13 protein-coding genes and 2 tRNA genes are annotated in these 12,363 nt (G+C 50.8%); 12 read left to right on the top strand and 3 right to left on the bottom strand.

The genetic code is table 11. The features are described 5' to 3' along the window. Window positions 1–35: 35 nt before the first annotated feature. The 3 genes from MED297_RS04770 (at window position 36) to MED297_RS21770 (ending at window position 2,506) form a co-directional block, all read left to right on the top strand. Window positions 36–1,130, top strand: coding sequence for an ABC transporter ATP-binding protein (locus MED297_RS04770; RefSeq protein ID WP_008042820.1), 1,095 nt, complete (start codon window positions 36–38; stop codon window positions 1,128–1,130). A gap of 146 nt (window positions 1,131–1,276) precedes the next feature. Continuing rightward, window positions 1,277–1,723 carry a hypothetical protein gene (locus MED297_RS21765; protein ID WP_008042821.1) on the top strand — a complete coding sequence of 149 codons (447 nt, stop codon included), beginning with the start codon at window positions 1,277–1,279 and terminating at the stop codon, window positions 1,721–1,723. A gap of 75 nt (window positions 1,724–1,798) precedes the next feature. Further along, window positions 1,799–2,506 (top strand): DUF4032 domain-containing protein, encoded by a 708-nt coding sequence (locus tag MED297_RS21770; RefSeq protein ID WP_154650836.1) that lies wholly within the window; start codon window positions 1,799–1,801, stop codon window positions 2,504–2,506. Window positions 2,507–2,514: 8 nt separating this feature from the next. Here MED297_RS21770 and MED297_RS04780 read toward each other — a convergent pair whose 3' ends face one another. Continuing rightward, window positions 2,515–3,402 carry a TIGR01777 family oxidoreductase gene (locus tag MED297_RS04780; RefSeq protein WP_008042824.1) on the bottom strand — a complete coding sequence of 296 codons (888 nt, stop codon included), beginning with the start codon at window positions 3,400–3,402 and terminating at the stop codon, window positions 2,515–2,517. Window positions 3,403–3,474: 72 nt separating this feature from the next. Here MED297_RS04780 and MED297_RS04785 point away from each other — a divergent pair, with 72 nt between their 5' ends. The 3 genes from MED297_RS04785 to queF are packed head-to-tail and all read left to right on the top strand — an operon-like array spanning window position 3,475 to window position 6,043. Further along, on the top strand, window positions 3,475–4,398 hold the full coding sequence (locus MED297_RS04785; RefSeq protein WP_008042825.1) for an ABC transporter ATP-binding protein: 924 nt from the start codon (window positions 3,475–3,477) through the stop codon (window positions 4,396–4,398). 12 nt (window positions 4,399–4,410) lie between these two features. Further along, window positions 4,411–5,181, top strand: a complete 771-nt coding sequence (locus MED297_RS04790; protein WP_008042827.1) for an ABC transporter permease — start codon at window positions 4,411–4,413, stop codon at window positions 5,179–5,181. Window positions 5,182–5,215: 34 nt separating this feature from the next. Continuing rightward, window positions 5,216–6,043, top strand: a complete 828-nt coding sequence (gene queF / locus MED297_RS04795; protein WP_008042828.1) for an NADPH-dependent 7-cyano-7-deazaguanine reductase QueF — start codon at window positions 5,216–5,218, stop codon at window positions 6,041–6,043. Between the two features lie 3 nt (window positions 6,044–6,046). On the opposite strand, the gene MED297_RS04800 is transcribed toward queF, so the two are convergent. Beyond that, window positions 6,047–7,504 (bottom strand): adenylate/guanylate cyclase domain-containing protein, encoded by a 1,458-nt coding sequence (locus MED297_RS04800; protein WP_008042830.1) that lies wholly within the window; start codon window positions 7,502–7,504, stop codon window positions 6,047–6,049. A gap of 97 nt (window positions 7,505–7,601) precedes the next feature. On the opposite strand from MED297_RS04800, the gene MED297_RS04805 reads away from it, so the two are divergent. The 3 genes from MED297_RS04805 to MED297_RS04815 all read left to right on the top strand — a co-directional run bounded on the left by MED297_RS04805 (window position 7,602) and on the right by MED297_RS04815 (window position 8,481). Continuing rightward, window positions 7,602–8,195 carry a nitroreductase family protein gene (locus MED297_RS04805; RefSeq protein WP_008042832.1) on the top strand — a complete coding sequence of 198 codons (594 nt, stop codon included), beginning with the start codon at window positions 7,602–7,604 and terminating at the stop codon, window positions 8,193–8,195. 115 nt (window positions 8,196–8,310) lie between these two features. Continuing rightward, window positions 8,311–8,400 (top strand) — tRNA-Ser (locus tag MED297_RS04810). Between the two features lie 4 nt (window positions 8,401–8,404). Next, window positions 8,405–8,481: transfer RNA gene (locus MED297_RS04815), tRNA-Pro, on the top strand. Between the two features lie 535 nt (window positions 8,482–9,016). Here the strand turns inward: MED297_RS04815 and MED297_RS04820 are convergent. Next, complete coding sequence (locus MED297_RS04820) at window positions 9,017–9,331, bottom strand: helix-hairpin-helix domain-containing protein (protein WP_008042834.1); 315 nt, start codon at window positions 9,329–9,331, stop codon at window positions 9,017–9,019. Between the two features lie 286 nt (window positions 9,332–9,617). On the opposite strand from MED297_RS04820, the gene MED297_RS04825 reads away from it, so the two are divergent. From MED297_RS04825 to prpC, 3 genes are all read left to right on the top strand, one after another. Next, the gene (locus MED297_RS04825) at window positions 9,618–10,265 is read left to right on the top strand and encodes a GntR family transcriptional regulator (protein WP_008042836.1); all 648 of its coding nucleotides are present in this window, start codon (window positions 9,618–9,620) and stop codon (window positions 10,263–10,265) included. 12 nt (window positions 10,266–10,277) lie between these two features. Next, the gene (gene prpB, locus MED297_RS04830) at window positions 10,278–11,147 is read left to right on the top strand and encodes a methylisocitrate lyase (RefSeq protein ID WP_008042837.1); all 870 of its coding nucleotides are present in this window, start codon (window positions 10,278–10,280) and stop codon (window positions 11,145–11,147) included. Between the two features lie 88 nt (window positions 11,148–11,235). Next, complete coding sequence (gene prpC, locus MED297_RS04835; protein ID WP_008042838.1) at window positions 11,236–12,360, top strand: bifunctional 2-methylcitrate synthase/citrate synthase; 1,125 nt, start codon at window positions 11,236–11,238, stop codon at window positions 12,358–12,360. Window positions 12,361–12,363: the final 3 nt, after the last annotated feature.

Here is a 12,363-nt window from a genome sequence, read left to right on the forward strand (position 1 = left end):
TTAAGTTACGATTATGACTAAACGAGTGGAAGCGAATGGCTAGTATTAAGTTCGATAAAGTTATTAAAAGCTATGGTGATGTGAATATCATCAAAGGTCTTGACCTGGATATCCAGGACAAGGAATTCATGGTTCTGGTTGGCCCATCAGGCTGTGGTAAATCCACCACGCTGCGCATGATTGCCGGCCTCGAAGAAATTACCGACGGTAAACTCTATATCGGCGATCGCGTGGTTAACACCGTTCACCCGAAAGACCGCGATGTGGCCATGGTGTTCCAGAGTTATGCTCTGTATCCGCACATGACGGTTTATGAAAACATCGCTTTCGGCCTGCGCCTGCGCAAGATGGCCAAAGACGAGATTGATCGTTTGGTAACGGAAGCTGCTGAGACTCTGGGTCTGGCTCATCTGTTGGATCGTAAGCCGAAAGCACTGTCCGGTGGTCAGCGTCAGCGTGTAGCCCTGGGTCGAGCCATTGTACGTAAGCCTTCGGTCTTCCTGTTTGACGAACCGTTGTCAAACCTTGATGCCGAGTTGCGTGTTCAAATGCGTGCGGAAATTGCAAACCTGCAGAAACGTCTGGGAATTACCTCCGTTTACGTGACGCACGACCAGGTCGAAGCGATGACCATGGGTGACCGGATTGCTGTATTGCATGACGGTGAGCTGCGTCAGGTCGGTTCTCCTCTGGATCTGTATGACTCGCCAGCCAACGTTTTTGTGGCTCAGTTCATCGGTACGCCGAACATGAACGTGGTGAAAATGACGATCTCTGACGATGGTCAGCAGCTGGTACACCCGGATATCACCATTGCGACTCCAGCTCAGTGGAAAGAAGGCATCGATGCGCGTAAGGGCAAAGAAGTCTTTGTTGGTTTCCGTCCAGAACATGTCCGCGAAGCGGAAGAGCATGAATGGACAAATACCGCTGATATTTCTGGTGTTGTTAAGATTGTTGAAACACTGGGTCACGAAGTGGTTGTGCACATGGCTCTGGATCATGAGCAGAAAGAGTTCATCGCGAAGATGGACGTGCATAAGACGCCTCAGATTGGCAGCACCATTAATCTGCACATCAATACCGACAAGTTGCACATCTTTGACGGTGAAACTCAGGAACGTCTGTAAACTTAGGGCGTTACCGTTAAAAGCCGGCTTTATGCCGGCTTTTTTGTGCGCGCGATCAGCTCGAGTGGTAAAAAACTGAGAAATACCCATCGGTATTTATGGTTGCCGCCGTTACACTAGTCGGATTGTAAATTAATGAGTCAGCTATGAAATTTCAGATTGCTTCTCCGAGTCACTATTTCACCGATTTGCGTCTTCCCTGGTCGCGTCATTTAAATGAATGGCCGGAAGAATACTTTGTCGAAGTAGCCCGCGGTATTCACCGCAATGTGGTTAAGTTTATTTCGCACAGAGATCAGGTGTATGCGTTAAAAGAGCTGGCGACACCGATTGCTCAAAAAGAGTATCGCGTGTTACGAGAGTTGGAAGAGCTCGGATTGCCGGTGGTGGAACCGGTTGGGTTGGTGACTCATCGGGATGAAAACGTCGGTGCGGCGCAAAAAGACCGGAACGATGACGCGATGAGCATGGAAAACCGCGGCTTATTGATAACGAACTACATGGTCGGTGCGCTGCCATATCGGATCATTATCCAGCAGGGATTTCCAAAGAGCAGATGTACCAGATGCTGGATGCCTTGGCTGAGCTGTTAGTGCGCTTCACTTATCCGGTTTTACTGGGGGGACTGTTCCTTTTCCAACGCCTTGTTCCGCCGTGATGCCGGACTGATGGCCGCTTACCTGGTGGATGCCGAAACCGGTGAGTTATTGGACGATTTGACGGATCACCGCCGAGAGTTTGATCTGGAACTGGCGCACACCAATATCGCCGGGGATTTGATGGACCTTGATGCCTCTGTGGGATTGCCAGGACAACTGGATCCTATTGATCTGGCAGATTCATTGTTAGTTCGATATGAAAATCTCTGGGCAGAACTGACCCGTTCGGATGTGTTTGATCCTGAAGATCAGTATCTGATCGAAAAACGCATCGGTCGATTGAATGAACTGGGATTTGACGTTGAAGAAATGGAAATTACCACCGTTGATAATGGTAAGCAGGTTAAGATGGTGCCGCGGGTGGTGGAACATTGGCATCACAAACGTCGTTTGGCTTCTTTGACAGGGCTGCAGGTTCAGGAAAACCAGGCGCGTCGTCTGTTAAACAGCCTTAACCGCTATCGCATTATCCTTTCTGAACAAGAAGGACGTGATGTGCCACTGCCAGTCGCCGCCTACCGATGGATTTCAGAGGTGTTTAACCCGTCAGTACAGATTATCCCTCATGATTTGAAGGGTGGGCTGGACGACGCCGAACTCTTCCACGAGATTCTTGAGCATCGATGGTATCTCAGTGAAGAACGCCACCAGGATGTGGGGATGCCCTATGCCGCCCAGTCCTATGTCGATAATGTCCTGCGTCAACGTCATCACTGACCTGAACATCAGGCTGGAAATGGCAGGTCTGCCAGCGATGCATTCAAGGTTGGGTATTGGAACTCATACCCGAGTTTGAGCAAATGGCTGGGCGCGGCCTTTTGGCCATCGATCAGCAGCGTTTTCATTTCACCCAAGGGGTAGAACACAAAACGCGGTAAGGGAATGGGGATGGCAACCGGACGATTTGCCACTAACGTCTTACTAAAGCCAGCCTGTCGCTCCGGTTCCGGAGCCGTCAGATTGAAGGTGCCGCGGGCGTGTTTTTCAATGATGAACTCAAGGGCACAGAGCCAATCCCGGTAATCAATCCAGGACAGCCATTGTTGTCCGTCGCCAAAGACCATACGCATCCCGCATCGGGTTGGCAGTCGAAAGGGTTCCAGAAACCCTCCGGTTTTGGATAAGACTAGACCGGTACGGACGATGGTGACGATAGCCCCCAGCTTTTCAGCGGTCTTAGCTGCCTGTTCCCAATCGGCGCACAGTCGGGCGCTGAAATCGTCACCGGCAGGTTGATCCTCGTGGCAGTCTTCTTCGGTAGCGCCATAATAACCAATGGCTGATCCTGAAATGAAATGGTCGCAAGTAATGCCTTGTTGGTGTAACGCGCCAATCAGATGCTCGGTCAACCCGATTCTTGATTCACGCAGGCGGGATTTGTAACCCCGGGTCCATGGTCGCCCCATGATGGGCAGGCCGGCCAGGTTCACGACCAGGTGCAAATGCTGGCTGATGTCAGCCACTTCAGCAGGGTCGTTGATCACGACATCGGTGTCGGGTCTGTGCTGATGCGCCAGTCCAATGACTGTGTAACCCCGGTTTTTCAGTACCGGGATGAGTTGCGTGCCCAACAGCCCTGACGCGCCGGTGACCAGTGCATAACGTTTTGACATTGAAATTCTCCTGTTTGCACATACCTATACGGGCCTGACGGCAAATTATCTCAATAGTAAGGCTATATCGATATGGCGAATGCCCTGGAAATATCCAATCTGGTGAAAGTCTATGACAACGGTTTTAAAGCACTCAATGGTATCGATCTAACCGTCCCCCAAGGGGACTTTTTCGCGTTGCTTGGCCCTAATGGCGCAGGCAAGTCGACGTCACTGGGGATTGTATCGTCATTGGTGAACAAAACCTCAGGAACCGTCAAAGTTAACGGGTTCGATCTGGATTCCCAGCGGGAGCAGGTGAAACGCTCGCTGGGTGTCGTGCCTCAGGAGTTTAACTTTAATGCTTTTGAGAAAGTGCTGGACATCGTTGTTCAACAAGCCGGGTATTATGGATTACCTCGTAAGCTGGCACTGACTCGCGCAGAGACCTATCTGAAGCAGCTCGATCTGTGGGAGAAGCGGGACACGGCAGCGCGCATGCTGTCCGGTGGGATGAAACGACGCTTGATGATTGCCCGAGCGTTGGTTCATGAGCCGAAGATACTGATTCTCGATGAGCCTACAGCCGGGGTCGATATCGAAATCCGCCGCTCTATGTGGCGCTTTCTGAATGAACTGAACCGGCAGGGCACGACGATCATTCTGACGACGCACTATCTGGAAGAGGCCGAAACCCTGTGTCCGAATCTGGCCATCATCGGTAAAGGCAATATTATTGCTCAGGGGCCGACCAAGGCCTTGTTAAAAGACAAAGACCGATCGACGTTTGTCGCGGATTTCACGGCATCGATTACTGAGCTGCCACCGACGCTGGTATCGGACTATGGCGCGACCCTGGTCGAAGGCGGCAGTATTGAGTTTCATACCCGTCAGGGACAAACCTTAAACGAAGTTTTCGCCTGCTTTAACGAGCATGACCTGGAAGCGATCAGCATCCGGCCTAAAACCAATCGGCTGGAAGAACTGTTTGTTGACCTGACAACCGAATCTGAATAACGCGAGGTATCTATGACGCATCCATATTGGGTCGCTTTTACATCGATTGTCTATAAAGAAGTACGCCGATTTCTGCGCATCTGGCCTCAGACGTTGCTGCCGCCCGCCATTACCATGGTGTTGTATTTTGTCATTTTCGGAAACCTGATTGGTCGCCGTATCGGAGACATGGGCGGTTTCGACTACATGCAGTTCATTGTCCCGGGTTTGATCATGATGACGGTCATCACCAACAGTTACGGCAATGTCAGTTCCAGTTTTTTTTCCAACAAGTTTCAAAAGTCGATTGAAGAACTGTTGGTCTCGCCGGTACCAAACTGGATTATCTTGTCGGGCTTTGTCGTCGGCGGTGTCGCCCGAGGGTTGGCCTGCGGACTGATTGTTATGCTGTTAAGCCTGTGGTTTACGCATTTACCGATTTCGAACCTGGCCATCACCGTCTCGGTGATTCTGATGACCGCGGTCGTGTTTTCCATCGCCGGTTTGATCAACGCCATCTTTGCGACTAAGTTTGATGATGTCACCATTGTGCCTACTTTCATTCTTACGCCGCTGACCTACTTGGGAGGTGTGTTTTACTCGGTCAGTCTGTTGCCCGACGTTTGGCAGTGGATCAGCAAACTGAACCCGATTTTGTATATGGTGAACACCTTCCGTTACGGCATTATCGGGGTATCGGACATTCCCATCGGCTTTGCTTATTTTATGCTGTTTGTGTTTGTCGTGGTGTTAGGTGGCTGGGCGATGTACCTGCTGAATACAGGTCGAGGTCTGCGTAGCTGATCTGTGGCTGATAATTAACGATTTCGGAGTATATATGGCCTTGCCAGAACAGTCCCCACTGGGTAAACAGAGTGCTTATGTTGACACTTACACGCCTTCATTGCTATTCCCGATCCCCCGTCAGGATAAGCGCGATGAGATTGGTGTGTCGGGTGATCTGCCGTTCCAGGGGGTTGATATCTGGAACGCTTATGAACTGTCTTGGTTAAACCAACGGGGTAAGCCCGTGGTGGCATTGGCCGAGTTTTTCATACCGGCGGACAGTAAAAATATTATTGAATCCAAGTCATTCAAACTGTATCTGAACACCTTTAATCAGACACGATTTGCCTCTGCACGAGACGTACAGGACCGTTTAACGGAAGATCTGAGTACTGCGGCTCAGGCTCCGGTTAAGGTGACGGTCGTTGAGCTTGGTCAGGCAGGACACAGTGCCGATATTTACCAATGGAATGCACAGTGCATTGATGATCTTGATATCGACGTGACTCAGTATCATGCCGATCCGAGTATCTTGAGCATTGAAGATGGTGAACCGGTTCACGAGCGGCTGTGTTCTCATCTGCTGAAGTCAAACTGCCTGGTCACCGGCCAGCCGGATTGGGGCAGCGTGCTGATCGAATATCGGGGGCCGAAAATCAATCACGACGCGTTGCTCGCCTATCTGATTTCTTTCCGGCAGCACAATGAGTTCCATGAACAGTGCGTGGAGCGGATTTTTGTCGATCTGATGGCTCAGTGTGATTGCCAGGAACTGACGGTGTACGCGCGATATGTCCGTCGCGGCGGTCTCGATATTAATCCCTATCGATCGAACCGGCCAGACGCATACCCGGAAAACGAACGATTGGTCCGGCAGTAGGCTTTAAATCGATTTATCCGTCAGGGTGCTTTTTACCTTATCGATCATGTCGATGATCTTATCTTTGTCATACTGACGGATTTTTTCCATGTCCATGGACATGGAAAAACCCTCAAGATCCAGCTCGGTAAATGAGCGACGGGCACCCAGGTCTTTGCGGAAGTCCACCACCTGATAAACGGGGATAGGTCGGCTGAACCCTTTAGCCCGGATCTGTCCTTTTTCCCGGCACAAAATGCGATCCTTAATCAGTGAGAAGGTCTCATAGGACACCAGAATTTCGGAAGGTTCTGCGGAGGACTCCAATCGCGACGCGAGGTTGACCTCCTTGCCGAGCAGGGTGTAGTCCATTCTTGTTTCAGCACCGAAGTTTCCGACCGTACAGTATCCAGTATTAATGCCCATGCGAATTTCGAGAGGCTGTTGAATACCTTGGGCGCGCCAGCGCTGGCGCAATACCTTCATGTGTTTGCGCATTTCGATCGCCATCGCAACACAGGCTTCGGCGTCCTGCTTTACGCCTTTGGTTTCCGGGTCACCAAAGAACACCATAATGGCATCACCAATAAACTTATCGATGGTGCCACCGTGCTTCATGACGATTTTACTCATTTCAGTCAGATAGGTGTTAATCAGCGCGGTTAATGATTCGGATTCCATCTGCTCGGACAGTTCGCTGAAACCTTTAATATCAGAGAAAAAGATCACCAGACGCTTGCGTTTGGTTTCCAGCTTAACGTCTTGTTTCCCGCTGAAGATGTTTTCCCAGACCTGGGGCGATAAATATTTGGATAGCTTGCGCGATAAGGATCGGTACTTTTCATTTTGCTTATACATTTCCAAACGCGCCGCTTTCAGACGTCTGGCCGATTGATTGGTATAGAAGGCCGTGATGGCGACGTACAAGCCGGTACCAAAGGCTGCAATCAGTGAAGTCAGCAGCGGCGGTTCGGTAATCTGAAAGTTCGGAATGAAATAGAACATCAGGAAGGCGCCTGCAGACATGAAACTCAGGCACAGCATGTAGGCCAGGGCCTGCCCCATGGCAATGAAACTGGCGTTGGCCATAATCAGTATGAAGATGGTCGGTATGATGGGCAGTCCCATGACCACCAAAACCGTACCGATGAAGAAGGCATCAAACAGAATCAGCGTGTACCCGACTTGTTTCGGGTAGCGACGACGCAACCTAAGACTGGCAAAGCGGACTAATGTCGGGTAGGCAAGACAAAAGGCGACCACCAGCGAGTAAAACTGAGAGATACCGCCATAGGTGATACTGCTGACCAGTGTTCCGGCAAGGGTCAGATAAATGATGGATCTGGAGTTGAATTCTGCTGAAATCGACAGCACGGTAAAGTCATCGAACAACTCAAGCTCTTGGGTGGCTGAGTGATTGCGGCTTTTCGCTGAGGGTGTCTTCCCGTTTTGTTGTTGTCGTTTGGCCGGCCGTGTCGCCATAAGAACTGGTTACCTGTATTTCCAACGGTGATGAATGGGGTGCACGTTATCGATATGATAATGTACTGCAAAACAGACTGTAAATCATGGGATTATCATGACAATTAAACAGAATCCCGGGCTGGTTGATGGCCTGCGGTTTCGGGTTTCGCACCCGAAGCTGTCGGAACCGATGCCCAGCGACGAGGAACTGGCCACAGCCTATCAGGCCGCATTTAGGGCGCCGGACCACGCGTGGTTAAGGCCGTGGCGGTTTATTGAATGCCGCCATGACGAACGTGAGCGTTTAGGTGAGATGTTTGTGGAAGGATTACTGGCTGATGGCACTTCATTGCCAGAGCATAAACTGGAGAAAATCCGCAAAGGTCCCTTGCGAGCCCCGCTCGTGATTGTCTGTTACGCCCGGATCATTGACCACGTTAAAGTCCCCCGCTTGGAACAGGAAATCGCGACTGGGTGTGCCGCCAATAATCTGGTGTCGGCGCTTTATGGTTTAGGCTATGCGGCGGTGTGGCGGAGCGGGCATCCGGCATTTTCTTCCGGGGTCAGACAGCGTTTGAACCTGGATGAGTCATCGCAGATTGTCGGCATGCTCTATGTGGGCAGTCCCGTCGGAGATGTAAAGAAAGTGCCGGAGTTAGAGCGCGCCGATTTCGTAACGACCTTGTCTGAACAGGTCGATCTGACTTAAAATTCTTTTCGACACAGATGAGGATTTGACTCAGAGTTAACACTCGCTAAATCATTGTTTTTGAAAGATAAACCTTGAAATCTTCAAAACTATCCATTAAAGTGCGCGCCTCTTCGGTGAGTTGTCCGAGTGGCTGAAGGAGCACGCCTGGAAAGCGTGTATACGAGAAATCGTATCGAGAGTTCGAATCTCTCACTCACCGCCAACGTCGGAGCATAGCGCAGCTTGGTAGCGCATCTGGTTTGGGACCAGAGGGTCGGGGGTTCGAATCCCTCTGCTCCGACCAACTTTCTGTTTTGTCAGCTTAGTATCGCCCATTTCAGGGTCGGGTCCGAAGGCGGCCCCGTTCAAATCCCTCTGCTCCGACCAACTTTCTGTTTTGTCAGCTTAGTATCGCTCATTTCAGGGTCGGGTCCGAAGGCGGCCCCGTTCGAGTCCCTCTGCTCCGGCCAACTTCCTGTTTTGTCAGCTTAGTATCGTCCATTTCAGGGTCGTGTCCGAAGGCGGCCCCGTTCGAATCCCTCTGCTCCGACCAACTTCCTGTTTTGTCAGCTTAGTATCGCCCATTACAGGGTCGGGTCCGTTTGCTTCGATCACTTTCTTATATCTCAGAATGACTGTCAGTTCGGTGGCTACCTTATAAAGGTTAAGTCCATGACGTATGTGCGTTGTTTTTCTGTAGGCCAATCTCCGGCTGAGAAATATCAGTAACGGCTTACCTGTTTGCGGCGAGTTTATTCGAGAAACGAGGTTTTTCAGAGGGAGGAGGAGAGAGCTAGTGGAATGCCTGCCTTGGGGAGGCAGGCGGAAATGTCTGTCGGTCAGTTTACTTCGCTGAGCCGAATGATCGCGCGGTTTTTCTCAAGCGTCGCCGGTCCAATGCCGGGCACCATCAATAAATCTTCAACCGCGGTAAAGGCACCGTTTTCTTCCCGGTAGCTGACAATGGCTTCAGCTTTTTTCAAACCGACTCCATTCATCAGGTCTGCCAGCTTTTCGGCGTCATCACCGTTAATGTCGACGTACAGCAGGACGGTTTCAGCCTGTGCGGTTTCCGTGGTGGTATCGCTTTCGGCCCAGACGGGAGCGATGAGTGTCAGAATAGCGGTGGCGACTAAGATGTTAAAAGCCTTCATAAATATCCTTTTCAAAAGAGTTAAAAGTTTAGATCCAGACTTGCTGACAAATCCTTTGTCCTTGGATGCAGCTAAGTTACCAAAATTATTCTTATGTTTTAGATAAATATAAAAAGTATAATTATAGTATCTTTTGAGTAGCGCGTCGCTGGTAGGGTTTATGTATAAGCGATAGGGGATAGCTTCGGGTTTGACTACATCTTAGGCTAATTGTTAACAATATAGATTGATATTCCGAGTAATCTCAGTAAAGTCACGCCAATTACTTAGGTATTGTTAACAAAATATGACTCAAACTGAACAGGCATACCATCATTTGCTGGAAGCCATTGTTAAAGGCGACATTTTACCGGGTACCCGGTTGCGCGAAGCTGACCTCAGCCGCGAACTGGGGTTGGGTCGTGGACCTTTGCGCGACGCCTTGCATCGGCTGGAAAGCCGGAAAATGGTTAATAAAGTCCCACACGTCGGTGCCCAGGTGGTGGACTTTAATCCGGTAGAAATGATTGAAATTTATGAACTGCGTGAGCGGCTCGAAGGCATGGCGTGCGAACTGGCCGCAGAACGGATGTCAGACGATGACCTTGCCGCATTGGGCGAGTTGTTGACCACGCATCGCCAGTTCGTCGAAAAGCACAGTGGCGAAGCCTACATTCAGCAGGACACGGACCTGGATTTTCACTTCCACATTATTCAGGGCGCCGGAAATTCCTGGTTAACACAGTTGCTGTGCGATGAACTGTATCATCGGGTGCGCATGTATCGGTATCAGTCCGCACATCAGAAAGCCCGGCCTGAACGTGCCATGAAAGAACATACTCAGATTTTCGAAGCCCTCAGTAATCGAGACGGCGAGCTGGCGGCTATGTTAATGCGACGCCACATTGCAACGGCTCGGGAAAACCTCATTCGCTACATCGCAAACACACAATAATGGAGAGCCGCTATGAGCGCAGGTAAAGCCTTCCGACAAGCCCTGAAAGATCACACACCGTTACCAATTGTTGGCACTGTCAACGCTTACAGTGCCATGCTGGCAGAGCGAGCCGGTCATGCCGCCATTTATCTGTCCGGAGGCGGTGTTGCAAACTCCTCGTTCGGTCTGCCTGACCTTGGTGTGACCTCCATGAACGACGTTGTCGAAGATGCGCGCAGAATTACCGCCGCCTGCGATTTGCCGTTGCTGGTGGACATTGATACGGGTTGGGGCGGCGCTTTTAACATTGCCCGGACCATCATGGAAATGGAACGAGCTGGTGTTGCGGCCGTGCATATTGAAGATCAGGTGGCGCAGAAACGTTGTGGTCATCGCCCGAACAAAGAGATCGTCAGCCAGGATGAGATGGTCGATCGGGTGAAAGCCGCCGTTGATGCCCGTAAAGATGATCAGTTTTTTATCATGGCGCGCACTGACGCTTTCCAGCAGGAAGGCCTGCAGGCGGCCGTTGAACGAGCCAATGCCTGTGTTGAAGCCGGTGCTGATGGCATTTTTGCCGAAGCCGTGCACACGCTAGAAGATTATCGTGCATTCACCGACGCATTGAACGTCCCGGTATTGGCCAACATTACCGAGTTTGGTCAGACGCCTCTGTTTAATCAGCAGGAGTTGGCTGACGCGGGTTGCGCCATGGTGTTGTATCCGTTGAGTGCGTTCCGGGCGATGAGTCAGGCGGCTCTTAACGTTTATCAGCACATCAAACGAGATGGCGATCAAAAAGCCGTTGTCGATTCCATGCAAACCCGAATGGATCTCTACGATGTGCTGAACTACCACGATTTTGAAGAAAAACTCGATGCCTTATTTGCCAAAAAATAAGCATTGAGCAAAGCCGGTAGCGTCAAAAACAACAGCAATGAGAACGTCACCGGTTCCAGTATAAGAAAACAAGAATAAGGAGAGTACTATGGTAGCCAAGTCTACGAATACCGCGGGGCTACGCGGTCAGGTCGCGGGCGACACCGCCTTATGTACCGTAGGTCAGTCCGGCAGCGGTTTGACCTATTGCGGTTATGACATTGCCGATCTCGCAGAACACGCGAGTTTTGAAGAAGTAGCGTTCCTGTTGCAATACGGTGAACTGCCGACTTCGCAGGAACTGTCCAGCTATCACGAACAACTTCAGGCCAAGCGAGAACTGCCAACTGCGGTATGCGAGATACTGGAGCGTATACCGAAAGATGCTCACCCAATGGATGTGATGCGCACGGGTTGTTCAGCACTGGGCACCATTGAGCAGGAAATGAGCTTCGACGAGCAGGATGATCACATCGTAAACATGCTCGCTAAGTTTCCCGGCATTATGGCGTACTGGTATCACTTTCACTTCAACGGCCAGCGCATAGCCACCACATCGGATGGACAATCGATTGCTGAGCACTGGTTGGCGCTACTGACTCAGAAGTCACCAGAGTCGCTTCATATCGATACCATGCACGCCTCGTTGATTCTGTACGCGGAACATGAGTTTAACGCGTCGACGTTTGCTGCCCGTGTTGCTGCGAGCACGTTGACGGATATCTACAGCGCGGTTACCGCTGCCATCGGTACGCTGCGAGGACCACTGCATGGTGGAGCAAACGAAGCGGCCATGGCACTAATCAGTTCTTTTGAATCGCCAGACGATGCGGAACAGAAGCTGATGGGGATGCTTGAACGCAAAGATAAAATCATGGGCTTTGGTCACGCGGTTTACCGCACCAGTGACCCACGAAACGTTGTGATTAAGCAATGGTCTAAAAAAATCTCGGAGGCCGTCGGGGATACCCGGCTATACGACATCTCTGAACGTTGCGAAAAAGTGATGTGGAGAGAAAAAGAACTGTTTCCAAATGCCGACTTCTATCATGCATCGACTTACCACCATATGGGCATCCCAACCGATTTGTTCACGCCCATCTTTGTGATGTCACGAGTCTCCGGATGGACAGCCCATATTAAAGAGCAACGTGCCAATAACCGCATCATCCGACCCAGTGCCGGTTACGTTGGTGCCGAGCCGCGCGCCTTTGTTGCTTTGGATGATCGATAAGCA

It is taken from the genome of Reinekea blandensis MED297, assembly GCF_000153185.1.
Classification (GTDB): domain Bacteria; phylum Pseudomonadota; class Gammaproteobacteria; order Pseudomonadales; family Natronospirillaceae; genus Reinekea; species Reinekea blandensis.

Bases quoted from the DNA above. Each gene is read 5' to 3' on its own strand.
- queF (WP_008042828.1), top strand. From the start codon at position 5,216: ATGGCCTTGCCAGAACAGTCCCCACTGGGTAAACAGAGTGCTTATGTT.
- MED297_RS04785 (WP_008042825.1), top strand. From the start codon at position 3,475: ATGGCGAATGCCCTGGAAATATCCAATCTGGTGAAAGTCTATGACAAC.
- MED297_RS04790 (WP_008042827.1), top strand. From the start codon at position 4,411: ATGACGCATCCATATTGGGTCGCTTTTACATCGATTGTCTATAAAGAA.
- MED297_RS04820 (WP_008042834.1), bottom strand. From the start codon at position 9,331: ATGAAGGCTTTTAACATCTTAGTCGCCACCGCTATTCTGACACTCATC.
- MED297_RS04825 (WP_008042836.1), top strand. From the start codon at position 9,618: ATGACTCAAACTGAACAGGCATACCATCATTTGCTGGAAGCCATTGTT.
- MED297_RS21765 (WP_008042821.1), top strand. From the start codon at position 1,277: ATGAAATTTCAGATTGCTTCTCCGAGTCACTATTTCACCGATTTGCGT.
- MED297_RS21770 (WP_154650836.1), top strand. From the start codon at position 1,799: ATGGCCGCTTACCTGGTGGATGCCGAAACCGGTGAGTTATTGGACGAT.
- prpB (WP_008042837.1), top strand. From the start codon at position 10,278: ATGAGCGCAGGTAAAGCCTTCCGACAAGCCCTGAAAGATCACACACCG.
- prpC (WP_008042838.1), top strand. From the start codon at position 11,236: ATGGTAGCCAAGTCTACGAATACCGCGGGGCTACGCGGTCAGGTCGCG.
- MED297_RS04770 (WP_008042820.1), top strand. From the start codon at position 36: ATGGCTAGTATTAAGTTCGATAAAGTTATTAAAAGCTATGGTGATGTG.
- MED297_RS04805 (WP_008042832.1), top strand. From the start codon at position 7,602: ATGACAATTAAACAGAATCCCGGGCTGGTTGATGGCCTGCGGTTTCGG.
- MED297_RS04800 (WP_008042830.1), bottom strand. From the start codon at position 7,504: ATGGCGACACGGCCGGCCAAACGACAACAACAAAACGGGAAGACACCC.
- MED297_RS04780 (WP_008042824.1), bottom strand. From the start codon at position 3,402: ATGTCAAAACGTTATGCACTGGTCACCGGCGCGTCAGGGCTGTTGGGC.